This window comes from Geobacillus sp., assembly GCF_017515625.1.
Lineage (GTDB): Bacteria > Bacillota > Bacilli > Bacillales > Anoxybacillaceae > Geobacillus > Geobacillus stearothermophilus.
This window is the reverse complement of the sequence record NZ_JAFWFM010000172.1, coordinates 1-21,584: the sequence shown is the minus strand read 5'-3', so window position 1 is coordinate 21,584 and position 21,584 is coordinate 1. Positions and strand designations below refer to the sequence as shown.

Annotated in this window: 23 protein-coding genes and 4 pseudogenes; 9 read left to right on the top strand and 18 right to left on the bottom strand. The window is 52.1% G+C overall.

The window, feature by feature from the left end; translation table 11 throughout:
* Both IKE44_RS10180 and def read left to right on the top strand, forming a co-directional pair.
* A pseudogene (locus IKE44_RS10180) lies at nucleotides 1-129 on the top strand (IS4 family transposase); the annotation flags it as partial.
* 477 nt (nucleotides 130-606) lie between these two features.
* The gene (def, locus tag IKE44_RS10175; protein ID WP_033016217.1) at nucleotides 607-1,161 is read left to right on the top strand and encodes a peptide deformylase; all 555 of its coding nucleotides are present in this window, start codon (nucleotides 607-609) and stop codon (nucleotides 1,159-1,161) included.
* A 56-nt stretch (nucleotides 1,162-1,217) separates the two neighbouring features.
* Here the strand turns inward: def and IKE44_RS10170 are convergent, their stop codons facing one another.
* Nucleotides 1,218-1,994 (bottom strand): Cof-type HAD-IIB family hydrolase, encoded by a 777-nt coding sequence (locus IKE44_RS10170; protein WP_033016218.1) that lies wholly within the window; start codon nucleotides 1,992-1,994, stop codon nucleotides 1,218-1,220.
* A gap of 183 nt (nucleotides 1,995-2,177) precedes the next feature.
* Between IKE44_RS10170 and IKE44_RS10165 the strand changes: the two genes are divergently transcribed.
* The 3 genes from IKE44_RS10165 to rnjA all read left to right on the top strand — a co-directional run bounded on the left by IKE44_RS10165 (nucleotide 2,178) and on the right by rnjA (nucleotide 4,339).
* On the top strand, nucleotides 2,178-2,312 hold the full coding sequence (locus tag IKE44_RS10165) for a hypothetical protein (protein ID WP_255350129.1): 135 nt from the start codon (nucleotides 2,178-2,180) through the stop codon (nucleotides 2,310-2,312).
* 147 nt (nucleotides 2,313-2,459) lie between these two features.
* Nucleotides 2,460-2,675: a DNA-dependent RNA polymerase subunit epsilon gene (locus tag IKE44_RS10160; RefSeq protein WP_033008480.1), complete on the top strand. Its 216-nt coding sequence runs from the start codon at nucleotides 2,460-2,462 to the stop codon at nucleotides 2,673-2,675.
* Nucleotides 2,672-4,339, top strand: a complete 1,668-nt coding sequence (gene rnjA / locus IKE44_RS10155; protein WP_033016220.1) for a ribonuclease J1 — start codon at nucleotides 2,672-2,674, stop codon at nucleotides 4,337-4,339. The genes IKE44_RS10160 and rnjA overlap by 4 nt, the downstream gene beginning before the upstream one ends.
* Before the next feature lie 71 nt (nucleotides 4,340-4,410).
* Here rnjA and IKE44_RS10150 read toward each other — a convergent pair whose 3' ends face one another.
* From IKE44_RS10150 to fadH, 9 genes and pseudogenes are all read right to left on the bottom strand, one after another.
* The gene (locus tag IKE44_RS10150) at nucleotides 4,411-5,073 is read right to left on the bottom strand and encodes a potassium channel family protein (RefSeq protein ID WP_011230552.1); all 663 of its coding nucleotides are present in this window, start codon (nucleotides 5,071-5,073) and stop codon (nucleotides 4,411-4,413) included.
* 169 nt (nucleotides 5,074-5,242) lie between these two features.
* Nucleotides 5,243-5,485: a YkuS family protein gene (locus tag IKE44_RS10145; protein WP_033016221.1), complete on the bottom strand. Its 243-nt coding sequence runs from the start codon at nucleotides 5,483-5,485 to the stop codon at nucleotides 5,243-5,245.
* A 54-nt stretch (nucleotides 5,486-5,539) separates the two neighbouring features.
* A complete protein-coding gene (locus IKE44_RS10140; protein WP_033016225.1) occupies nucleotides 5,540-6,673 on the bottom strand; it encodes an N-acetyldiaminopimelate deacetylase in 1,134 nt (377 codons plus the stop codon).
* A 57-nt stretch (nucleotides 6,674-6,730) separates the two neighbouring features.
* On the bottom strand, nucleotides 6,731-7,441 hold the full coding sequence (gene dapD, locus IKE44_RS10135; RefSeq protein ID WP_287465811.1) for a 2,3,4,5-tetrahydropyridine-2,6-dicarboxylate N-acetyltransferase: 711 nt from the start codon (nucleotides 7,439-7,441) through the stop codon (nucleotides 6,731-6,733).
* 72 nt (nucleotides 7,442-7,513) lie between these two features.
* Nucleotides 7,514-7,972: a cyclic-di-AMP-binding protein CbpB gene (cbpB, locus tag IKE44_RS10130; protein ID WP_049624543.1), complete on the bottom strand. Its 459-nt coding sequence runs from the start codon at nucleotides 7,970-7,972 to the stop codon at nucleotides 7,514-7,516.
* A 103-nt stretch (nucleotides 7,973-8,075) separates the two neighbouring features.
* Nucleotides 8,076-8,273, bottom strand: a complete 198-nt coding sequence (gene abbA, locus IKE44_RS10125; protein WP_033016231.1) for an antirepressor AbbA — start codon at nucleotides 8,271-8,273, stop codon at nucleotides 8,076-8,078.
* A 116-nt stretch (nucleotides 8,274-8,389) separates the two neighbouring features.
* Nucleotides 8,390-8,623: a hypothetical protein gene (locus tag IKE44_RS10120; RefSeq protein ID WP_033016232.1), complete on the bottom strand. Its 234-nt coding sequence runs from the start codon at nucleotides 8,621-8,623 to the stop codon at nucleotides 8,390-8,392.
* Nucleotides 8,624-8,671: 48 nt separating this feature from the next.
* Nucleotides 8,672-9,889: an EAL domain-containing protein gene (locus tag IKE44_RS10115; RefSeq protein WP_049624555.1), complete on the bottom strand. Its 1,218-nt coding sequence runs from the start codon at nucleotides 9,887-9,889 to the stop codon at nucleotides 8,672-8,674.
* Nucleotides 9,890-10,104: 215 nt separating this feature from the next.
* Nucleotides 10,105-10,871: pseudogene (gene fadH, locus IKE44_RS10110) on the bottom strand (2,4-dienoyl-CoA reductase).
* A gap of 148 nt (nucleotides 10,872-11,019) precedes the next feature.
* Between fadH and IKE44_RS10105 the strand changes: the two are divergent.
* Together IKE44_RS10105 and IKE44_RS10100 are read left to right on the top strand one after the other, a co-directional pair.
* Nucleotides 11,020-11,889: a metallophosphoesterase gene (locus IKE44_RS10105; protein WP_049624542.1), complete on the top strand. Its 870-nt coding sequence runs from the start codon at nucleotides 11,020-11,022 to the stop codon at nucleotides 11,887-11,889.
* A gap of 68 nt (nucleotides 11,890-11,957) precedes the next feature.
* Complete coding sequence (locus IKE44_RS10100) at nucleotides 11,958-12,392, top strand: YkyB family protein (RefSeq protein ID WP_287465808.1); 435 nt, start codon at nucleotides 11,958-11,960, stop codon at nucleotides 12,390-12,392.
* Between the two features lie 304 nt (nucleotides 12,393-12,696).
* On the opposite strand, the gene IKE44_RS10095 is transcribed toward IKE44_RS10100, so the two are convergent.
* From IKE44_RS10095 to corA, 6 genes and pseudogenes are all read right to left on the bottom strand, one after another.
* Nucleotides 12,697-14,106 (bottom strand): glycosyltransferase family 2 protein, encoded by a 1,410-nt coding sequence (locus IKE44_RS10095; protein WP_121678178.1) that lies wholly within the window; start codon nucleotides 14,104-14,106, stop codon nucleotides 12,697-12,699.
* Nucleotides 14,103-15,005 (bottom strand): HEAT repeat domain-containing protein, encoded by a 903-nt coding sequence (locus tag IKE44_RS10090; RefSeq protein WP_231107621.1) that lies wholly within the window; start codon nucleotides 15,003-15,005, stop codon nucleotides 14,103-14,105. Before IKE44_RS10090 ends, IKE44_RS10095 begins: the two co-directional genes overlap by 4 nt.
* Nucleotides 15,006-15,124: 119 nt before the next feature.
* Complete coding sequence (locus IKE44_RS10085; protein ID WP_287465803.1) at nucleotides 15,125-16,753, bottom strand: diguanylate cyclase; 1,629 nt, start codon at nucleotides 16,751-16,753, stop codon at nucleotides 15,125-15,127.
* 123 nt (nucleotides 16,754-16,876) lie between these two features.
* A pseudogene (locus tag IKE44_RS10080) lies at nucleotides 16,877-16,996 on the bottom strand (transposase); the annotation flags it as partial.
* Nucleotides 16,997-17,131: 135 nt separating this feature from the next.
* The gene (locus tag IKE44_RS10075; protein ID WP_055358212.1) at nucleotides 17,132-17,782 is read right to left on the bottom strand and encodes a glycoside hydrolase domain-containing protein; all 651 of its coding nucleotides are present in this window, start codon (nucleotides 17,780-17,782) and stop codon (nucleotides 17,132-17,134) included.
* Between the two features lie 75 nt (nucleotides 17,783-17,857).
* Entirely contained in the window at nucleotides 17,858-18,850 is a 993-nt protein-coding gene (gene corA / locus IKE44_RS10070; RefSeq protein WP_183083995.1) for a magnesium/cobalt transporter CorA, read from the bottom strand.
* Between the two features lie 196 nt (nucleotides 18,851-19,046).
* Between corA and IKE44_RS10065 the strand changes: the two genes are divergently transcribed.
* Together IKE44_RS10065 and IKE44_RS10060 are read left to right on the top strand one after the other, a co-directional pair.
* Nucleotides 19,047-19,274, top strand: coding sequence for an IDEAL domain-containing protein (locus IKE44_RS10065; RefSeq protein ID WP_033016247.1), 228 nt, complete (start codon nucleotides 19,047-19,049; stop codon nucleotides 19,272-19,274).
* A 153-nt stretch (nucleotides 19,275-19,427) separates the two neighbouring features.
* Complete coding sequence (locus IKE44_RS10060; RefSeq protein ID WP_049624554.1) at nucleotides 19,428-20,585, top strand: aminotransferase A; 1,158 nt, start codon at nucleotides 19,428-19,430, stop codon at nucleotides 20,583-20,585.
* A 236-nt stretch (nucleotides 20,586-20,821) separates the two neighbouring features.
* Here the strand turns inward: IKE44_RS10060 and IKE44_RS10055 are convergent, their stop codons facing one another.
* Together IKE44_RS10055 and IKE44_RS10050 are read right to left on the bottom strand one after the other, a co-directional pair.
* Nucleotides 20,822-21,304 carry a 2-phosphosulfolactate phosphatase gene (locus tag IKE44_RS10055; protein ID WP_081256702.1) on the bottom strand — a complete coding sequence of 161 codons (483 nt, stop codon included), beginning with the start codon at nucleotides 21,302-21,304 and terminating at the stop codon, nucleotides 20,822-20,824.
* Nucleotides 21,305-21,313: 9 nt separating this feature from the next.
* Nucleotides 21,314-21,451: pseudogene (locus tag IKE44_RS10050) on the bottom strand (phosphotransferase family protein); the annotation flags it as partial.
* Nucleotides 21,452-21,584: the final 133 nt, after the last annotated feature.

Genomic DNA, 21,584 nt, shown 5'->3' with positions numbered 1-21,584 from the left:
CTTTCCTTCATTTCGTTTGTTCGCCGTTTTTTCTCTGGGCAGCTTCCTCTCGATTGGAAATCCGGGATGGCCGCTGCTTTGTTTGAGTATGCCCAAATTTATGGAAGGCGTATGTATAATTTTGGATAATCAACACTCGTGAATGTACCCAAAAGTAAAGAAGAAATAAAAAGCAGCCGCCGCTTGGCGCAACGGAAACCGAAAACGGCGCCGACATCTGTATTACTATTTTTTATATCCTCATTAACACAGCGTCTGTTCTCAAGTTTTAGTTTACACTTTATTTTTCACGCCGTCAACGACTTTGATTTTCCGTTGCTTTCCCTTTTGTCTCCTGGTTGTATTTGGAATCAGGAACATTCCTGAAACCATCTGTTATACCACATCGAAACAACACTGTATTAATTCTGTATTATATTTTTCGGGAAATGCAAAACGCAATGTCCGTTCATGTTATTGACAGCGCTTTCTTAAGTTTATTTTCCAATTTATTCCTTATACGCCGATAATATCTCCAGACGGCCGCATTTTCATTTACGGCGCACAGGCATTTTTGTTAGACTAACACTGTAGACCGCGATGCGAGAAACAGGAGTGAAAAGGCGAATGATCACCATGAAAGATATCATTAAAGAAGGGCATCCGACGCTGCGGAAAGTGGCTGAGCCCGTTCCGCTGCCGCCTTCAGAGGAAGACAAACGCATTTTGCAAAGCTTGCTTGACTATGTGAAAATGAGCCAAGATCCGGAACTGGCGGCCAAATACGGCCTGCGGCCCGGCATCGGCCTCGCCGCTCCGCAAATCAACGTCTCCAAACGGATGATTGCCGTTCATGTCACTGATGAAAACGGAACGCTGTACAGCTATGCCTTGTTCAATCCGAAAATCGTCAGCCACTCTGTGCAGCAATGTTATTTGACGACGGGGGAAGGCTGCCTGTCGGTCGACCGTGATGTGCCCGGATACGTACTGCGCTATGCCCGCATCACGGTCACCGGCACGACGCTCGACGGCGAGGAAGTCACCTTGCGCCTCAAAGGATTGCCGGCCATCGTCTTCCAGCATGAAATCGACCATTTAAACGGCATTATGTTTTATGATCGCATCAATCCAGCCGACCCGTTCCAAGTGCCAGACGGGGCGATCCCGATCGGGCGCTGAACCGTGGCCGGCCATGCCAAACAGCTGCCCCGCCGAATGAGCGGCGGGGCAGCTGTTTATGGAATCAATTGCAATTGTTTCAATCCGTGCCATATGCCTTCTTCACTGACCGGTTTCGTTACAAAATCGGCGACCCGTTTCACTTCCTCATGGGCATTTCCCATCGCCACTCCTGTTCCGACGAACGACAACATTTCAATGTCGTTCAGCCCATCGCCGAACGCATACACATCGCCTTTGTCAATCCCGAGCTTCTCAATCATCAGGCGGATCCCCTCCGCTTTCGATCCCCCTGCCGGCAGCACATCGGTCGACACATCGTGCCAACGGACAAAACGGAATTCTGGATAATTGCGCACGTACGGTTCTTCTTCTGCGGCGCGGCAAAACAGCAGCGCTTGGTAAATGTCATTGTTTTCGTAATAAAGGGGATCGACAGGCGGGTGGGAAAACTTCAAGCTTCCCATGCTGACATGGATGTGCGGATGGTCGCCGACGCTCGCCCTCATTTCCTCCGCGTCCATAAAGACGAGCGGATGACCGTTGCGGTGGGCGTCCTCAGCCAACGTCCGCACTTTCTCGCGGCGGAGCGGACGCTTATGCAGGACAGTTCCTTCAAAAACGACGTATTGCCCGTTGAAGCTGACGAACGAGTCGATCCCAAGCTGGCGGCGTACATCCGCAAACATAAACGGCGCCCGGCCGGTGGCGATGGCGACATAGACGCCGGCCTGTTTTAGCTGGCGGACCGCCTCAACGGTTGATGGCGGCAGCTGTTTTTGTTCATCAAGCAACGTGCCGTCAATGTCGAAAAACACGATTTTTCTGCCCACGTTATCTTCTCCTTGCCGAAAATGTATTCACTGTTTACCGTACTGAAAAACAATTGGAATGTCAATCGAAATACACGGTTCGTTCCATTTTTCCCCATGAAAAACAAGCCTCTACCTACATAACATATATAATAGAAACATTTACTTTCGTCGCAAATTGAGTACAATAAAAAGTAAGGAGTGATGAAAAATGTTGAAAAAGCTGAAAAAAAAGCTGCTTCAACAGTGGAAAGATTTGCTCCGGAAAAAATTGATCGCCTAACTGTTCCAACAACAGCCCTTCGGACGGAAGGGCTTCTTTCCCACTTTGGCGAATGAAACGGCCAAAATCCGTCAAAGATGATACGTACCGTCGGCACACCTCCCGCCTGTTTTTTTGCTTTTGAACGACAAAAAACATGAAAACGGGGTTGCATTTTTATATAATGGAAAAGCAATCATTGTACGATAAGGAGAGATTCGGTCATGATTTTCAAAGTGTTTTACCAAGACAACGCGGAAGAGGTGCCCGTGAGAGAAAAAACGAAAACGCTCTACATTGAAGCAGAATCAGAGCGGGAAGTACGCCAAAAGTTGCAAAACCGTCCGATCAATATCGAGTATATTCAGCCGTTAGAGGGGGCGCATTTGGAGTACGAAAAGAAAAGCGCTAATTTTCAAGTATTGGAGATCTCATCATGAAACTATTAACGGATCAGCAAGTCGGTGTGTTTGCCCTCGGCGGACTGGGTGAAATCGGGAAAAATACATATGGCGTACAATTTCAAGACGAAATTATTGTGATTGACGCGGGCATCAAGTTTCCAGAAGACGAATTGCTCGGCATCGACTACGTCATCCCGGACTATTCGTATTTAGTCAAGCACGCGGAAAAAGTGAAAGGGCTGTTCATTACCCATGGGCATGAAGACCATATCGGCGGCATTCCGTATTTGCTCCGGCAGGTGAACATCCCGATTTACGGCGGCAAGCTGGCGCTCGGGCTCATCCGCAATAAACTCGAAGAGCACGGGTTGCTGCGTCAGGCAAAACTCATTGAAATTCGCGAAGAGGATGTCATTCGCTTCCAAAAAACAGCGGTCACTTTTTTCCGGACGACGCACAGCATTCCGGACAGCTACGGCATCGTCGTTAAAACGCCGGTTGGCCAAATCGTCCACACAGGAGACTTTAAATTCGACTTTACACCGGTCGGCGAACCGGCAAATTTGACAAAAATGGCAGAAATAGGGAAGGAAGGCGTGCTTTGCTTGCTCTCGGACAGCACGAACAGTGAAATTCCGCATTTCACGATGTCCGAGCGGCGCGTCGGCGAGAGCATCCACGACATTTTCCGCAAAGTGAACGGCCGGATTATTTTTGCAACGTTTGCGTCCAACATCCATCGGCTTCAACAAGTGACCGAAGCGGCGGTCGCCAACAACCGGAAAATCGCTGTCTTCGGCCGTAGCATGGAAGCGGCGATTGAAATCGGCCAAGAACTCGGTTACATCAAATGCCCAAAAGGCACGTTTGTTGACGCTAACGAAATCAACCGCCTGCCGGCCAATCGGGTGACGATTTTGTGCACCGGCAGCCAAGGCGAGCCGATGGCGGCGTTGTCGCGCATCGCCAATGGCACGCACCGGCAAATTCAAATCATCCCAGGCGACACGGTTGTTTTCTCCTCATCGCCAATTCCGGGCAACACCGTGAGCGTCAACCGGACGATCAACATGCTGTGCAGAGCCGGTGCGGAAGTGATCCACGGCCCGCTTAACGACATCCATACGTCCGGCCACGGCGGGCAAGAAGAGCAAAAACTGATGATCCGGCTCATGAAGCCAAAATATTTCATGCCGATCCACGGCGAATACCGGATGCAAAAAATGCACGCCAAGCTCGCCATTGACTGCGGCGTGCCGGAGGAAAACTGCTTTATTATGGACAATGGCGAGGTGCTCGGCATCAGTGAACACGAGGCGCGCATCGTCGGCAAAATTCCGTCCGGCTCCGTTTATATTGACGGTAGCGGCGTCGGCGACATCGGCAACATCGTCTTGCGCGACCGCCGCATTTTGTCAGAGGAAGGACTCGTCATCGTTGTCGTCAGCATCAACATGAAAGAATTCAAAATCGCCGCCGGCCCGGACATTATTTCTCGCGGCTTCGTCTATATGCGTGAGTCAGGTGACTTAATCAGCGAAGCGCAAGTGTTGATCTCCAAGCATCTCGAAAAAGTGCTGGAACGGAAAACGAACCAATGGTCGGAGATCAAAAACGAAATTACGGAAACGCTCGCTCCGTTCTTGTACGAGCGGACGAAACGGCGGCCAATGATTTTGCCGATCATCATGGAAATCTAAAGAAAAAAGGGCGTCCTTGCAAAAGGATGCCCTTTTTCCGTCATCATCATGCACAGGCCGCCTGCCAGCCGTCAACCGACCACTTTTTCCTCAAACCGGTCAATGTCGCTGTCAGCGCCGATGACGACCAACACGTCGCCTTTGCGGATGATTTCCGAGGCGAGCGGGGAGACGATGACGCTTGTTCCACGCTTGATGGCGACGATGTTGATGCCATAGCGGGCGCGGATGTCAAGCTCCAAAAGCGAATGGCCGTCAAGCCGCTCGCTTGCCACGATTTCGACAATGCTGTATTTGTCCGACAGCTCCAGATAATCTAGGACGTTGTTGGAAATCAAGTTGTGGGCGATCCGCTCGCCCATGTCCCGTTCTGGATGCACGATTTGGTCAGCGCCGATTTTTTTCAGCACTTTCTCATGGTAATCGTTCGTTGCCTTGACCGTAATATGGTTGACGCCGAGCTCTTTTAAAATCAGGGTCGTCAAAATGCTCGCCTGGATGTTGTCGCCGATCGCGACAATGACATGGTCGAAGTTGCGGATGCCTAAACTTTTCAGCACGTTTTCATCGGTCGTGTCGCCGACGACGGCGTGTGAAGCGATCGACGCAAATTCGTTTACCCGGTCTTCATCAATATCGATGGCCAATACTTCCATCCCTTGTTCGCTCAGCGTCCGGCAGATGCTGCCGCCAAAGCGCCCGAGGCCGATGACGGCAAACTGTTTCTTTTTCATTGACACTCCTCCATCGTTGATCAAGCATTGTTTCTCCCCTTATTTTAGCAAAAAAAGAAAAAGAAACGAAAACGTTCTTCGTTCCTTTTCCACCATTCCTTTACGCTATGCGATTTTGCCATTTCACCCAAAAGCGGGCTGCCAGCGCACACAGCCCGAACGTTCGTCATCAGCGAAGTTTTTCTTCGACTTTTTGGCAAATCTCTTCTGCGGTAAGCCCGCTCGCTTCAATGACCGGACCGGACGTGACGATGTTGTGAATGCCGACGATATTGGCGTCCAGGCCGGTAATGACGCAGCAGTCGCAGCCCCGGGCATCTTGTTCCCCGCCAAGCGGAACAACCTCATACCCTCTTTCTCTCAATGCCTCCTGCACGTCGGTCAGCGATTGCTCAACACCGATTTTCGCCATCACACTCCACCTCCTCATATACATAATGTGTCTTGATGGAGGTGGAACTATACTTCATTCGGCGTTCCCTTTCCATGAAAAATAATCAATTAAAAAGGCGATCGCCCGGTCAATGGCCTCTTCATTTGGGGTGAGCTTTGCATGGTGCAACCCATGGGGCGAATCCACGCCGAGCCAAAACATCAATCCCGGGATTTCCGCCAGCATATAGCCAAAATCTTCACCGGTCATCGCCTCTTTGCAGCGAATGACGTTCATACCGGGATGCGCTTCGGCAAACCGCATAAATTCCGCTGTCAGCGCCGGATCGTTGTACACTTGGTAGTACATGGCGCCGTAATCGATCGCCGCCTCGCATTCGTAGGCCACTTCGATTCCGCGCACAATCGCCTCAATCCGCCGCTTGACAACTTCCATAGCCGCAGGCGACAGCGTCCGGATCGTTCCCTCGAGCCGGGCATGTTCGGCGATGACGTTTTGCACTGTCCCCCCGGCAATTTTCCCGATCGTAATGACGGCGCTGTCGAGCGGATCAACGTTGCGGGCGACGATCGACTGCAGCTGAACGACGAGTGTGCAGGCAGCGACGACCATATCGTTCGCCAAATGGGGAAAGGCTGCATGTCCGCCTTTTCCTTTTAAATCGATAAACAGCTCCGATGTATTGGCAAACAACAGTCCTTCTTTCGTCGCGATAGTGCCGACCGGATATTCCGGGGCGATATGCAAGGCGACGATCATATCCGGCCTCCATTCCTGCATGATGTCGCTTTCCATCATCGGCTTCGCCCCGCCCGGCCCTTCCTCGGCCGGCTGGAAAATAAACAGCAAGTCATCTTGAATCGGATGATGTGCGAAATGGGTGAGCACGCCAAGAGCGATGCTCATATGCACATCGTGGCCGCACGCATGCATGCACCCTTCATGTTCAGAGCGGTACGGCAAACCGGTCTCCTCGCGGATCGGCAGCCCGTCTATATCGGCGCGGTAGCCAATCGTTTTTTGCGGCGATGTTCCGTTGACTTTGACAAAAATCCCGGTTTTCCATGTCCGGACTTGAAGCCGCTCTTGCGGCAGCGACCGAATATAGTGAAGCAAATATTGCTGTGTTTTAAACTCTTGAAACCCGAGCTCGGGAATTTTATGCAAGTCGCGTCGAATGGCGACAAATGGGCTGATCGCTTCCATCCTCTCTCCTCCATTGGAAAAAAGCTGCCCCGTGAGCGGACAGCTTTTTTCCCGTCATTATAACTGGCGAAGCTCTTGTTTAATTTCCGTTTTCGCTCTCGTTTGTTCGTCGATTTGCTTAATAACGCGCGCCGGCGCGCCGGCGACAACGGTATACGGCGGCACATCCTCGACGACGACCGCCCCGGCGGCGACGACCGCCCCTTTGCCGACGGTGACGCCTTCCAAAATGACAGCATTCGCACCGACAAGGACATCGTCTTCAACGATCACCGGCTTCGCCGATGGCGGCTCAATGACTCCGGCCAACACCGCTCCGGCGCCAATATGGCAGTTTTTTCCGACCGTCGCCCGGCCGCCGAGCACCGCATTCATGTCGATCATCGTTCCTTCACCGACAACCGCACCGATGTTGATGACCGCTCCCATCATGATCACGGCGTTGTCGCCGATTTCCACATGGTCGCGGATAATGGCGCCCGGCTCGATGCGCGCCTTGATTCCTTTTAAGTCCAACAGCGGAATGGCCGAGTTGCGACGGTCGTTCTCGACGACGTAGTCCTCGATTTTGTCTTGATTCGCCGCGATTGTGGCTTGAATGTCTTGCCATTCGCCAAACACGACCCCGGTGTTTCCGGTGATGAACGGTTTCGCGCTCGGGCCGAAATCGATGCCTTCGAGTTCCCCTTTTATGTATACTTTAACCGGTGTCGATTTTTTGCTGTTTTGAATAAACGAAATGATCTCATTGGCGTCCATCATCTTCATCGGCGATTTCCTCCTTCATGCTGTATTCTTTTTTACTTTAGCAAAACAAAGATGTTGGTGACAAGCATCAATTCATAAAAGTTTTCGGCCCTGATTCGACCGCCTCAGCTGTTTATTCAATTGCTTCAATATTTCGCGGCGGGTAAAAATCCCTTCAAAATAGCCATCCTCGTTCTCAACGCACACAAACGGATGGTTAACGATGAGCCCTACCGCTTTCCAAAGCCGGTCGTCAAGCCGCAGGCGCGGAATGTTTCGGTTCATCACTTCTTCGACCTTCATCGTCTCGATCCGTTCAAACTCGATGCGCTCCACCCCTAAAATCGCATCCATAATCATCGTCATGCCAATCAGCCCATGCAGCTTGTACGACGTATCAAGCACCGGAATCGCCGAGTAGCCGGTTTTCGTCAGGACGAGCATCGCATGATCCAAATAATTGCCCACTTGAACGTGCGCTACTTTGTCAGCTGGAATCAAAAATGACTTGACCGTCATGTTCGCCCATTCCTCATTTGCAAATAAGCTCATACATCCGTTCCGCCTTTCTCTGTATGCATCTTCTCCTCTCCACCTGTATGATACCATAAAAAAGACTATCGCTTCCTTACAAGCGATAGCATCAGCTTTGTTTTTATCCTTCCTCGGTCAGCAGCCGGTCATACAAACGCAGCAGCTGCCGGTATCTCTGTTCATCGGCCTCTTTATCTCCGTTTTCAATATCCTCCAGCTCAGAACGGACGAGTTCCAGCGCGTACTGCTGGCTAAACATCACCTCGAGCAACAGTGTCGCTTCCTCGCCCGACAGCTGAAGCGGCAGCCGCTTCCCCATCTTCATTCCCCCTTTGCCCTTTCCGCTTCATATATATTCATCGGCGGCGGGAAAAAGTCGCGAAAAAAAGCGCCATTTCCGGACAATCAAAAAGGCCGTCCAGACGGATGGCCTTTTCAATAATAGCGCAGCGCCAAATAACCGATCGCAAAAATAGCGAGCAAAGTAGCCAATACGTAAGCGAGCAGCATCGGGTTGCGCATATACGCATGCTCTTGCACCGTTTTCGGAACTGGTCCGTCAAGCTCTCCTTGCCAGCGCTGCTGGCGGCCGAGGCGGACTGTATAGACGAAGCCGATGACTGCGATCAGTACAGAGAGGGCAGATAACACAAAAGTGAGCTGTGCCATAAGTTTCACCTCATGCTTACTTTGCCGCAACGCGGCGATTTTATACGGTCAATAATGGGCGTCATGTTCAAACAAATAGCTGTAGGACAAGTCGATAAACAAATAGTGGCGCTCATCGATCGGATACGAATACGTCCGGATCGTCTCCCCGGTTTCAATGTCTGTGTACAAATCCGATAAAATCCCCCGCCGACGCGAGCGCATGCGAATGATGTTTTCCAAAAAATATGGCCGCCAGCTCCAGTTTTTCATGTAATATTCGTGTTCGAGCTCCCAGCGGCCGCCGCGCTTGAACATGTTGCCCGACTGCTGGAAGCCGTCCTCATCGCAAACGTAAATGCGGAAACAAACGTCATCGAGCTCGGCCGCCAGCGATGAAATGAGTTCGTTGAAATTGCCTGCTTTTTTGTATTTGCCAAGCAACGCCGTGATTCGCTGCTGAAACTGTTCAGAAATATGGTACAGCGTTTCAAGTTTTTTCTTTTCTTGCTGGATGAAGCGATGGCATTCCTGGCGCAGCAAGTCTTTCAACAAATCGCGCGGCACGGCTTCCGGTCCGGGCTTCGCCAAATAATACCCTTGGTAGTAGCGGCCGCCATGCCGCCAAGCGTACTGAAGTTGAAAGGATGTTTCAATATCTTCGTACAAAAGCGTCGCCCCGATTTTGCGGGCCAACAGCGAGATGGAATGGACGATTCCTTGGTATGCCTGATGAACGGACGCTTTTCGCAATTCATGCAAATCGATTTTTAAAATGTCAGGCGACAACACCCCGATCCGCTCCAAGTTGATGCTATGTTCAGCGATGTTGTCGACCGCCACTTTCACACCGTACGTACGGATGTATGTCAATAAATGGTTGAGCTGATCAACATCCCCTTTAAAATGTTGCTCGTTAATTTCTAATACGATGCGGCCAAGCGCCAGTCCTTTCGCCTCATAGGCAAGAAGCAGCTGCAAAAACGACTCGCCGCGATCGAGCATCAACAAATTGGCGTCGCGGTTAAAAAAAATGAGCGGCGTCTGATCCGCAAGCGCCAAAAAATAATCGAGCGCTTTTTTCGTGATTACATCATCCACTTCGATGCGAAATTCTTCTGGAATGGTTTCATCGTGAAAAAACGGCCCAAGGCTGACCGGCCCTGTTTCCGTTTGAAACCGACCGAGCACTTCATAGCCGACGACCCCATGCTCATCGGCGCTGAAAATCGGTTGATAGTGCGGAATCACTTGCGGCAAGTTGGCCACCACGTCTAATGCATCCATCGTGTTCACCTCATCCCCATCGACCATCTTTGCCTTTATTATAGCATAATTGCCCAATCGTTCCTGACTCGTAAAAAAGCGGCTCCCCTAGCAGCAGGGAATCCACTTGTGACAAAGGCCGTTGCGTGCAATGAGCCGGTTGCCTGCGATAAATGAAGAAATACCGCCTGCAATCCCTTTTGGGTGAGGACCATCTTGCTTTATGGCAAATTTGATTAAAACGGCCGCCGGTTCAGCCATTGGCCGCCGTCAACTGTGATGCAAGCGCCGTTAATGTAAGCGGCTTCATCTGAAAGCAAAAACGAAGCGACCGCCACGATTTCTTCCGGCGTCCCGAGCCGCCCGAGCGGCACGCTTTCCAACGTCATCCGCTCTGCTTCCTCTGATTCCCAAAGCCGCTCTGCCCCGCCGGTCCGCTCAATCGGCCCGGGAGCGATCGCATTGACGCGGAAGCCGTACTTTTTCCTCATTCCACAGCAAGCGTGCGCGTCATTGCCAGCACTCCAGCCTTGGCGCTCGCTGAATGAATGACCCCGGCGCCAGCGTGCCAGGCGTACGTCGCAATAATGTTGAGGATATTTCCTTTCAGGCCGCGCTGAATCCAATAGTTGCCGACTTCCCGGCTGCAGTAGAACGTGCCGTTTAACACAATGTTAATGACGCTGTTCCAGCCGTTGATCGACAACTTTTCCGCCGGGCAAATAAAGTTGCCGGCCGCATTGTTCACCAAAGCATCGATGCGGCCAAACTCCGCATCGGCCCGTCCCACCATCTCGGCGACTTGATCCGGATTGCGCACATCCATCGGCACGGTGAGCACGCGCCCCCCATCAGGCGCAGCAATTTCTCGCTTTACCTCTTCCAGCGCATCGGCTCTCCTTCCGGTAATGACAACGTTCGCCCCTTCGGAAACAAAACGCTTGGCCATATATTTGCCCATGCCGCTTGATCCGCCTGTCACGATCACAACTTTTCCATTCATTTTCTCTCCCCCTAACATGACTGATGATTCATTCATTTTTCATCATATCATAAAAAGGTTGAATATTCGAACATTATTTTTTCTCTACTTGTCCTCATCTTCCGTTTTTTGTTATAATAATTCTGCTTATGAAAGGACAGACGGAACGATGCACCATATTGAGACAGCAAAAATGAGCCGACGCACGTTTTTAAAAAAGCTGGCGCGCACCGGCCTAGCCGCCGCATTGGCCACAACGGCCGCGTACAGCTATGCCCGCTGGATCGAGCCGGCCTGCGTGTCTGTAACGCGCCATACATTGTCGCACCCGCTCATCCCGAAGTCGTTTGCCGGCGCAACGATGCTGCAATTCAGCGACCTTCATCTCGGTCATTACTATGGATTAAAGCGCTTTGACCAGGTGATCGATCAAATTAACAAGCTAGAGCCGGATTTGATCGTCTTCACCGGCGATCTGCTCCATGAGGCGAACCGATACCCGCACACAGAAGCGGTCGCCGAAGCGCTCGCCCGCCTTCGGGCCCCGCTTGGAAAATTCAGCGTCTACGGCAACCATGATCATGGCGGTTACGGAACAGACATTTACCGCCGGTTGATGGAGCGGGCTGGGTTTCGCGTCCTCGTCAACGAGCATGCGCTTATCCGCCGCGGCCAACACGCGATCGCCATCGCTGGCAGCGACGATATGATGCTCGGCCGTCCGGATTGGTCGAAAATGACAAATGGCATTCCGCCGGCAACGTACACGATCGCCCTCGTCCATGAACCGGACGGCGCCTTGGAAACATCCCGCCTCCCGATTCACGTGCAGCTGTCCGGCCATAGCCATGGTGGGCAAATTCAGTTGCCGTTTATCGGACCGCTCATCACGCCGCCGTTGTCTGAGCGGTATTATGAAGGGTTTTACCACGTCGGCGGACTCTTGTTGTACGTCAACCGCGGCCTTGGCACAACAAGGGTGCCGCTTCGCTTCTTCGCTCCGCCGGAGTTGACCGTTTTTTCGCTTACCCCCGGATAGAAGTAGGACAAACCGGGCAACAACACCGCTTCCTATGTTATAATAGAAAGAAAAAAGGAGACATGCCGATGAAACCGGTGCAATTGACGGTCGACAATATTGCCAAAGCGATTTTTACCGTCAACCGCCATGCCAAAACAGCATTGAACCCTTCGTTTCTTTATCTTCTGAAGAAAAAAGCGATCGAGAAGCTGCTTGAGGAGGGCAAGGCGAAAAAAGTGGGCCTCCATTTTTCCCGCAATCCGAGATACAGCCAACAGCAATCCGACGTGCTTGTCGCCGTCGGCGACTACTACTTCCACATCCCACCGACAAAACAAGATTTCGTCGCCCTTCCGCACCTTGGCTCTCTCAACGATTCATACCGCAACCCTCCAGCTCGGATGCCGCTGTCAGAGGCAAAAGCCATTCTCATCGCCTACACCGGACTGAAGGAAAAGCCGGAACAAAAGCCGAAACGGCTGACAAGACCCGTATTTAAACGGCTCGGCGACCGCTATTAAGCGGACGCCGGTTTTTTTCAACAGTGGGCACATCTTAGCGCCGGGTCGGCAACAGGGGCATCGATGTCTCTTTTGCTTCAACCTGCTTTTTCGCCCACCCTGTCTTGCAATGAAAGTCCCCTCTCGTTTTCGCTGCACTAAGAGGCGGTGAAAAGCAACCATTTTCCCTAAATTGATGATTCTCGAATGAAGAGGAGAACAATATCCGTAAGGCTTCTCCATTTGAGGAGAAACATGATTGGGCCACCTTTCCTGTTCAATCACCGGCCTTCTAAAACAAATAAGCCAGCCGCTGTTCTGTCGGCTACGCTGAGACCCCTTTCCTCTTTATGCTTCCCCATTGTTTTTTTCGACGAATGGCATCGATCACCCCTTCGCACCGCCACCAAGCGGTAAGCGGACGGTACCAAAACGTCTCGGTCAACGCGAAGAAAAACAGCTTCACCAAATCAGAGATGCTCGGAAACTTCCGCTCAGTCCACTCTTCAAGCAAGACGGCTACTGCTGATAACAGCGAACCGTACAAAACCGAAACCGTCAGCAACAAAAGAGCGAATTCGACGTACAAGTTTCCGAGAAATAAAGAGAAAACAACGACAATATAGCCCATCAATTCAACGATCGGACCAAGAAGCTCAATGAACCAAAAATACGGCAGCGAAAGAAGGCCGATTGAGCCATATTTTGGATTGAACAGCATCGATCGATGCATCCATAAGCTTTCCAAAAGCCCGCGATGCCAGCGTCGCCGCTGCCTCCGCAAATCGCCATACGTTTCCGGTGCTTCCGTCCAGCAAACCGGGTCGGGGATGTAGATGATTTTTTTCGCCTCGTTTTTTTCCCGCGCCAGTCGATGCAGACGCACGACGAGCTCCATATCTTCGCCAACTGTATCAGCATATCCCCCTGCTTCAATCACCCAAGGCTTGGAAAAGACGCCGAACGCCCCAGACACAATCAGCAGCAAGTTGTGGCGGCTTAAGCCGAGACGGCCGAGCAAAAACGCACGCAAATATTCAATCGTTTGCATAATGACGAGCGGCCGCCGCGACAACCCAACCTGGACGATCTCACCGCGTTCAATCCGGCAGCCATTGGCGATGTGGACGCTTCCTCCAGAAGCGATGATCTCCCCGTCGGACTCAAGCATTGGTTTCATCACTTTCAAAAACGCGCGCCGCTCCAAAACCGAATCGCCGTCAATCGTGCAAATGTATGGATAGCGAGAAGCGTTGATTCCCGCGTTCAACGCATCCGCTTTCCCACCGTTTTCTTTATCCAGCACAAACAAATGGGGATAATTAAGCGACTGATAAACCGCCTTAATTTCCTTTGCGTCCAGCTGGCGGCGAATGACGCGATAGACCGGCTGCAAATGAAAATGCTCAATCAGCCGTTCAAGCGTTTTGTCAGTCGATCCATCGTTAATGACAATGACCTCGTACTCAGGATATTCAATAGCCAGCAGCGACCGCACCGAGCCGACGATGCCCGCTTCCTCATTATAAGCGGGAACAAGAATGGACACCGGTTTGGCATAGCTCGCATCGAGCAGCTCTTCATACGGCTCCCAGTCATCAAGACGATGAATGCGGCGCAAATGGATGAACGAGACAACAAGCAAAAAGGCATAAAAAAGAAGAACGATGACCATGTAAATCAGTACAATATGTCCTGCGACCCAAAGAAACGAACGCCACGCTTCCACTATCATTCTCCTCCTCCAAGCCACTGCCTCGCCATATCACGAGCATAACGATCCGATGCTGTGCGCGCCGCGGCGCGCAACGCCGTTCGGCCTCCCGGCAGACGCGCGATGGCCGCGGCGGCTTCGGAACGAACAACAAATGAACGGTCGCTAAGCCGCTCATACAGCAACGGAAGAAGCCGCTCTTCGCGGCATTTTCCCGCCAGGCGGGCAGCCATCAGCCGCTCTTGCCAATGGGAGGAGCACAAATGCTGCTTGAGCCTCTCCGCTTCAAGCGGCATGCCGATTTCCGCCATCGCCTTGAGCGCGCGAACGCGAAGTTCCGACTCATCGGATGCCAACAGCTCCAGCAAAAACGACCGCTCCTCGCGCCGGCGGATGCCGATCATATCCACGAACGCGCACTTCCCCGCCCGCGTCAGTTCATCAAATCGCTGTTCCACCTGTCGAAGCAGCCGCTCGCTCATATGGCCAAAAATAACTCGGTACGCAAACTCGGTCAATTCGTATTTCGGCTCAAGCACGTAGGTCACCACTGGGCTATAGTCAAATCGGGCAAAAATTGTCAACAGTTTTTCTTCTTCTCCTCTCGTCACCCGGTCGGAGCGGTACAATCGCTCCATCTCCAGCAACATCGCCTTCATCTGCAAATCCTCTATCAAAAACAGTGCGTTCATCCGCTCGCTCCAATCCCGACTTGACAACCAGCGGCGCAGCCATCCTTGAAAATGCTTTTCCGCCAATGTTCGGATTCTCTCCTGCACCTGTTCGCCTTTCAAGAGCGAAGCGAAATGGTCAAGGAGCTCCATCATCGCCTCACGCTCAAGCGGCGAAGACGGCAACGGCAGCTCTTCCTCTTCGCCGAGCACATGACGAAACAGCGGAAGATGGAGCCGCTTTTTCAAAGCCCTGATCTCTGCCTGGCGTCTATTTTCCCTCCCTTTTCGCACCACCAAATAGAGAAATAGGTTTACTAACAGTGCAAGGAAAACAATCGTTGCGGCTAAGGCAGAAAAAAGCGCCATCACTCCTCCAACTCCTTCAACAACCGGCGCAGCCGCGCCTCAAGCTCAAGCCATTTAAACGGCTTTGTCACATATTCGTCCGCTCCTCGGTTCAGCGCATGGGCAATATCCCGCTCATCTTGGCGCGACGTCAGCATCATCACCTTGTATGGCTTTCGCTCTTGACGGAGGCGGTTCAACACCTCAAGGCCGCCCATTTTTGGCATCACCCGATCCAAAATGACGACAGATTGCCGCCCGCTTTGATAAAACGGAGATTCGAGAAACGAAAGGCCGTCGCCAAACTCGTAAATGTCCGCTTTCCTCCCCTGCTCATTGACGAGCTTGCGGACAAGATCAGCAATCATCATCCGCACGAGTTCATCGTCGTCTACGATGGCAATCGCCCATCGCCGCCGATCCGTTGATGCTTGGCTTGGGGCCTCATCCGAAGAACCGCTTTTCTCACGCGCCGCCTCTTCGATCCGATTGCCACCGCCTCGTTTCGCCGCATACAGCACCTTGTCGGCCAGACGCAGCCAATAGTCAAGCGGCCGATCCGGTTCATCACACTCAACCAGGCCGGCGGAAAACGTACATGATAGAAGTGCGCCATCCGCCGCGATTTTTTCGGCGGCGAACTGGCGTTGCAGCCGCTCAAGCACTGCACGAGCCTCGCTTTTGGATGTTTTGGCCAGCCAAACGACAAACTCTTCGCCCCCAAAGCGAACGACGGTATCCACTCCACGTGTATGTTGGCGCAAAAAGGCAGCCAGCTTTTGCAATACCGCATCGCCTGCAAGGTGGCCGAAACGGTCATTGACTTGTTTGAAATGGTCCAAATCAAGCAACGCCAAACAGCTTGGCGCTCCGTAACGCTCGAGGTCGCTCCGAAGGCGGGCGTATACCCGCGGCAAATACTTCCGGTTATACACACCTGTCAATTCGTCAATGAGCACAAGGTCATCGATTTTTCGTTTTTTTTCAATGAGCCGGCGAACGCGAACGAACAGCTCATCTGCCGCTGGGGTGGTGATGACATCATCCGCGCCAAGCTCATAACCTTTCAACCGCCCCTCTTTGCCCTCGTCTCTCCTCACAATGACAACAGGAAGATAGGGGCGCTGTCCGGCGCGCTCAAGCAAAACCGTCAAGTCCGGATTCTCCCACTCTCCCTCCTTCACGCTGACGATGATGCAATCCGGGCTGAGACGAAACATCGACGCGGCCGCCTGCTCAAGGGAGGGAATCGTCGTGAAACGCCATGGCACGGTTTGCAGGGCGCCGCGGACGTAAGCAAAAAACAGGGGATCATTTCCACAGAGGAGAATAGCTGCTTCCGGCCCTTGGCGGTGCGAAGAGGGAATGGTGGCAGAAGCCGCTTCCCCGGCTTCATAGAAGCAGCGAAGGAGAGGAACCATCTCCATCAGCGCCTCCTCCGCTGTCCATTGCCGTTCCGTTTGGCCGTTCAACCGGTGAATGAGCCGCTCTGCTTCAGCAGCGATGTCGCTAAGGCCAATCACCGCCGCCGTCCGGCCGACAGCATTGAAAAATCGGGCCAATTCCACACCGTCAAGCGGCGATCCCGTCCTCCATCGTTCGTATTGTTCATGGATGCGGTCCAACAGTGAGGCGACAGATCGATCCATATTCCCTCTCCTTTCGATCATCGTTCCGTTTTCCCCAACCGACTGACATCCTCCTTTTTTCTATTACTAATATAATCGATCCAAGCAAAAAAGGTTCATCACCAAAAGTTGTACTTGTACCTGTCATGAAAGTATGTTAGCTGTTTCTAGCCGGACCCGCCATGCAAAACGCTGGATATTTCTGTATCCGTATCCCCCACGTTTCATCAGCTTGATCTTGTTATTTGTCCCCTCTATTTTCCCTATGCATACCTATCTTAAAATCTCAAGTACAACTTGTGGTGAAGAGCCGCAAAAAAAATTAAAAGAAAAGACGCGCAACAGCCAACAATTTCCCAGCCGCATAAAAAAGCCGCTGCCTTGTTGCAACGGCTTTGTTCAATACAAAAAGTCCAATAGGCGTCGGTCAGCTAAATTCGTGTCAACCGGACAGACTTCTGCATCACGCCCGTACTGCCACACCCAGACATTCGCGCTGCAAGGCGGGGCAGCCGGCTGATAGCGCGGCGCTTTCTGCTCTTTCGTCGTTCCCGGCCTTGGTGCGGCGCTCCAAATGACCGCCTGCACCGCCACTTGGTTGTTCCGGCTGACCGCCTCGCAATAGGCAACGGCGAAATCCCCTTTCGTCGGGTCCGCGTACAGCCCCGGCCGGTATCCGGTCGGATAGAGCGTTTCCACCCAAGCAGCGATCCAAGCGGCATCCACAGCGAAAAAGTCTTCGATGTTGGCAAACAGCAGTTTATTTTTCGGAATGCCGAGCCGCCGCGCATGGAACACCGCGTTGCGCGCCGCCACCTGACCGTTCGCATAGCCGACCGCTTCGCGGAAGGCGTTATAAATCGGCAGCACCTTCACGCCATAGCTGCGGATGCGGGCGATCTCGTCGCGTGTCAACCCTTCGGACACGTTCGGCACTTCCGACAAATAACGGCCCCAAAATTTCGGATAGCCAAGCTCCGTCCGCACGCATTGAAACAGCTGATCCGTTACGGCTTGCGCCGAGTCGACGCCCCACACTCCTCTTGCCATCGGTTCCCCTCCTTCGCGCTTACACTGCCGTCATTATGTATTATATATATGAGGGGAACAGCCCGTTTTATACGGCTACTGGCGGCGCTCCCGCTCCTCCTTCGCCCAGTCGCCTTTCAACAACTGAAACCAGCCGTTGCGCTTAAACCAGACGAACATCGTCATGCCGATCACCGCCATGGCAGCCAATACAACAAAGTATCCGTACTTCCAGTGCAATTCAGGCATATAATCAAAGTTCATCCCATAAATGCCGGCAATAAAGGAGAGCGGCATGAAAATGGTCGTAATGGCTGTAAATGTCATCATAATATTGTTCATTCGATTCGAGTTGAGCGATAAATAGCTGTCGCGGATATCCGCGGTAATTTCTCGGTTTGTCTCAATCATTTCCGACAGCTTCAGCAAATGATCATAAATGTCATGAAAGTACAGCTGCCGTTCTTTCATGCGCTGCAGCCGGTCGGAATGGATGATGCGGTACAACAAGTCGCGCATCGGCACGATCGTTCGGCGCAGCTTCGATAAATCGCCACGGATGTCAAACACTTTTTCAATAATGTCGTGAATCGGTTCATTGTTCGTATTCTCCTCTAAATCGTTCAGCACGTCTTCAATATGGTAAAGCGGTGGAAAATAATCATCCACAAGCTTGTCGATCAGCCGGTACATGACGTGAAACGGCCCCTGCTGAACATCTTCTTCATGCTTCAATCGCTCCCACACCTCATCGACCGCGTGAATGGCCGACTTATGAAACGAAACGATGAAATTTTGCCCGACAAACAAATCGACTTCCTCAGCCTCCAGCGTCATCCCGGCAATGGCATGAAGCACAACAAACAAGTAGCGGTCATAAAAATCGAGCTTCGGCCGCTGCACATATTCAAGACAGTCTTCAATCGCCAGTGGGTGAAAACGGAAAAAGGAGGCGAGCAGCGCCGATTCCTCATCCGTCGGCTCATGAAAGTCAACCCAATACCATGAGACGTCCGGGCTGTTGACAAGCGTTACGTCAACATCATACAAAATCTCAAATTCTTTTGTCACGACACACGTGCGAATCATCGCCATCACCTTTGCCTTGTTCTCCTCTTATCATAACCGAAAAACTGTTAAGTCCCAACAAAAAACGGGTATAAAAATCATATAGAGAAAAAATTGACAAAAAATATTTATCTAAATTTTCTTTACATTAGCATCAAAAACGACGATAATATTAAGAAAGGGAACTGTTTCGTTCCCATATGGGAGGGACTGAATCATGTACGAAAAACAATACCCGAATGAAGGCGCCGTTTTGTTCAACCAGCCGGAAGAAAAAAGCAGCTACGGGCCGATGGCCGAACAAGTGCTGAAAGAAGCGATCTTCCAGTTTCAAAGAAAAAAACTGATGGAACAAATTGATGAAGCGCTCGCGGCCGGCAACAAGCCGTTGTTTTTCAAGCTTTCCACCCAATATAACGACCTGTTGAAAAAATACGGCGCGTAAAAGGAGCGAACGAAGTTGGAAAGTGAATCGTCGATGACCAAGTGAGCCCCATTTCCGTTTGTGGGAACAATCCGGACGGAAAGGGGCTCGTTTTTGTTTTTTCGTTTTCCTCGCCAATGGTACAATAGAAACAAAAAAGAAAGGTGGACAACCGTGAAACACCTCATTCAACCACGTGTTCAAGCCATTCAGTTATCAGGCATCCGCCAATTTTTCAACCTTGTCGCTGACCGGCCGGGACTTGTTTCCTTGACGATCGGCCAGCCTGATTTCCCAACACCCGATCATGTCAAAGCAGCCGCTCAGGAGGCGATCGCCGCCGATTTCACGACGTATACAGTGAACGCCGGCCTGCTGGAACTGCGCCAGGCGGCTTGCCAATTCGTCGCTGACAAGTACGGCCTTCGCTACACGCCGGATGAAGTCATCGCCACCGTCGGCGCCAGCCAGGCGCTTGATATTACGTTTCGCACCATTTTAGAAGAAGGGACAGAAGTGCTTCTTCCCGCACCAGTCTATCCCGGCTATGAACCACTCATTCGCCTGTGCGGGGCGAAACCGGTATACATCGACACAAGGCCAAACGGTTTCCGTCTGTCGGCTGAGCTCATTGCGCCTTATTTGACGGAAAAGACGCGCTGCCTCGTTCTTCCATACCCATCCAATCCAACCGGGACGGCGCTGTCAGCCGAAGAACTTGAGAACATCGCTTCCCTTTTGAAAGGACGGCCGATTTGGATCGTTTCCGATGAAATTTACAGCGAGCTCGTCTATCGCGGCCGCCATCACTCGATCGCCGAGTGGCTGCCGGAGCAGACGATCGTCATCAACGGTTTAAGCAAATCGCACTCCATGACCGGTTGGCGCATCGGGTTTGTCTTCGCTCCAGCGTTCGCCGTTGAACAAATGGTGAAAGTGCACCAATACAGCGTCTCGTGCACGTCATCGATCAGCCAAAAAGCAGCGGTGGAGGCGCTGACCGCCGGCAAACACGACGCCGAGGCGATGCGCGCCGCTTACGCCGAACGGCTTGAGTATGCCTATCATCGTCTCACCGCCATGGGGTTGCCGGTTGAGAAGCCGGATGGAGCCTTTTACTTGTTTCCGTCAATCGCCGCCTTTGGCATGTCTTCGTTTGATTTTGCCCTCGATGTCGTCGAAAACGCCGGCGTCGCCCTCGTTCCCGGCAGCGCCTTTTCCGAATACGGTGAAGGCCATGTCCGCCTGTCGTACGCTTATTCGCTCGATGTGCTCAAAGAAGGGCTCGACCGGCTCGAGCGGTATATCCAAACGAAGCGCCGCAGACCGTAATGGTTTTCAAAAATCATATTGGCTTAGACCGCCATGCCCCCATAAGAAAAAGGCTGCTTTTCTTTCGACTTTTGTTCACCATTGGCTTTAGGGGAATATACAAGAAAAGGGGGTCCCAAAAGGATCGGGACACCCTCTTTCGTCTCTATATATACGCACTGACCGATTCTTCCGCACTATATTTTGTGTCTACCCTGAAAGCAGACAGCCTTTTGGGTCAGCCCCCTCTTCTATACTTATGGCACAAGCAATAGCTTGCCATGCGTTTTCCGCCCCTGCAACAGCCGATGCACTTCAGAAGCCTGCTCAAGCGGGTAGACGCCGCCGATCATCAGCTTCAGGCTTCCTTCCTGCACCCACGCGAGCAATTCCCGCAAACTTTGTTCGTACAACGCCCGCTTTTCGTTTGTCGTCGACAAAACGACCGTTTTCTCCGGGCATACCGTCTGCAAAAACAGCGGCGCGGGCGGATGAAAGCCGACGATCGTCCGCCCTTCGTATTCGCCGACGAGCTCATAGCTGCCCTCTGGCAAGCGAAGCGCGATCTCCTTGGCCTCCTCGGCATCGCGCACCGGGATCACCGAACGAGCGCCGGCAGCGAGAACTGCTGTAATCGACGAGGTGGCAAGCAAAACATCGAACACGACAGCCACCTTTCGATCAGCAAGCGCCATCTCATCAATGTCTTCTTTGCGCAGCACGACATGCACTTTTGTCATCACGCCGCCTCACCGTCCTGTCGCCAGCTGCCATGCATGCTCAATGAGCGCTTCGACAAACTGGCCAAAATGGCGAAACCGCTCATCGTTCGTCTGGCCGCGGCGGTAGCGGTAATAAATTTGCTGGCAAATGACCGCTAATGTGAACTACCCACCACCTACGCTTCGCTTAGAGGTGGGGGCTTCAAGCGACTTGTGTGTGTTCGCTGAACGGTAAGCCACACACAAGAACCCTTTACGCTTCCCTTCGTTCCGAAGGTGTCCGTTCTAGCCATATTCT

What these genes read in the sequence shown, in the direction of transcription:
- def (WP_033016217.1), top strand. Translation starts at nt 607, where the DNA reads ATGATCACCATGAAAGATATCATTAAAGAAGGGCATCCGACGCTGCGG.
- IKE44_RS10165 (WP_255350129.1), top strand. Translation starts at nt 2,178, where the DNA reads ATGAAAAATGTTGAAAAAGCTGAAAAAAAAGCTGCTTCAACAGTGGAA.
- IKE44_RS10160 (WP_033008480.1), top strand. Translation starts at nt 2,460, where the DNA reads ATGATTTTCAAAGTGTTTTACCAAGACAACGCGGAAGAGGTGCCCGTG.
- rnjA (WP_033016220.1), top strand. Translation starts at nt 2,672, where the DNA reads ATGAAACTATTAACGGATCAGCAAGTCGGTGTGTTTGCCCTCGGCGGA.
- IKE44_RS10150 (WP_011230552.1), bottom strand. Translation starts at nt 5,073, where the DNA reads ATGAAAAAGAAACAGTTTGCCGTCATCGGCCTCGGGCGCTTTGGCGGC.
- IKE44_RS10145 (WP_033016221.1), bottom strand. Translation starts at nt 5,485, where the DNA reads ATGGCGAAAATCGGTGTTGAGCAATCGCTGACCGACGTGCAGGAGGCA.
- IKE44_RS10140 (WP_033016225.1), bottom strand. Translation starts at nt 6,673, where the DNA reads ATGGAAGCGATCAGCCCATTTGTCGCCATTCGACGCGACTTGCATAAA.
- dapD (WP_287465811.1), bottom strand. Translation starts at nt 7,441, where the DNA reads ATGAAGATGATGGACGCCAATGAGATCATTTCGTTTATTCAAAACAGC.
- cbpB (WP_049624543.1), bottom strand. Translation starts at nt 7,972, where the DNA reads ATGAGCTTATTTGCAAATGAGGAATGGGCGAACATGACGGTCAAGTCA.
- abbA (WP_033016231.1), bottom strand. Translation starts at nt 8,273, where the DNA reads ATGGGGAAGCGGCTGCCGCTTCAGCTGTCGGGCGAGGAAGCGACACTG.
- IKE44_RS10120 (WP_033016232.1), bottom strand. Translation starts at nt 8,623, where the DNA reads ATGGCACAGCTCACTTTTGTGTTATCTGCCCTCTCTGTACTGATCGCA.
- IKE44_RS10115 (WP_049624555.1), bottom strand. Translation starts at nt 9,889, where the DNA reads ATGGATGCATTAGACGTGGTGGCCAACTTGCCGCAAGTGATTCCGCAC.
- IKE44_RS10105 (WP_049624542.1), top strand. Translation starts at nt 11,020, where the DNA reads ATGCACCATATTGAGACAGCAAAAATGAGCCGACGCACGTTTTTAAAA.
- IKE44_RS10100 (WP_287465808.1), top strand. Translation starts at nt 11,958, where the DNA reads ATGAAACCGGTGCAATTGACGGTCGACAATATTGCCAAAGCGATTTTT.
- IKE44_RS10095 (WP_121678178.1), bottom strand. Translation starts at nt 14,106, where the DNA reads ATGATAGTGGAAGCGTGGCGTTCGTTTCTTTGGGTCGCAGGACATATT.
- IKE44_RS10085 (WP_287465803.1), bottom strand. Translation starts at nt 16,753, where the DNA reads ATGGATCGATCTGTCGCCTCACTGTTGGACCGCATCCATGAACAATAC.
- IKE44_RS10075 (WP_055358212.1), bottom strand. Translation starts at nt 17,782, where the DNA reads ATGGCAAGAGGAGTGTGGGGCGTCGACTCGGCGCAAGCCGTAACGGAT.
- corA (WP_183083995.1), bottom strand. Translation starts at nt 18,850, where the DNA reads ATGATTCGCACGTGTGTCGTGACAAAAGAATTTGAGATTTTGTATGAT.
- IKE44_RS10065 (WP_033016247.1), top strand. Translation starts at nt 19,047, where the DNA reads ATGTACGAAAAACAATACCCGAATGAAGGCGCCGTTTTGTTCAACCAG.
- IKE44_RS10055 (WP_081256702.1), bottom strand. Translation starts at nt 21,304, where the DNA reads ATGACAAAAGTGCATGTCGTGCTGCGCAAAGAAGACATTGATGAGATG.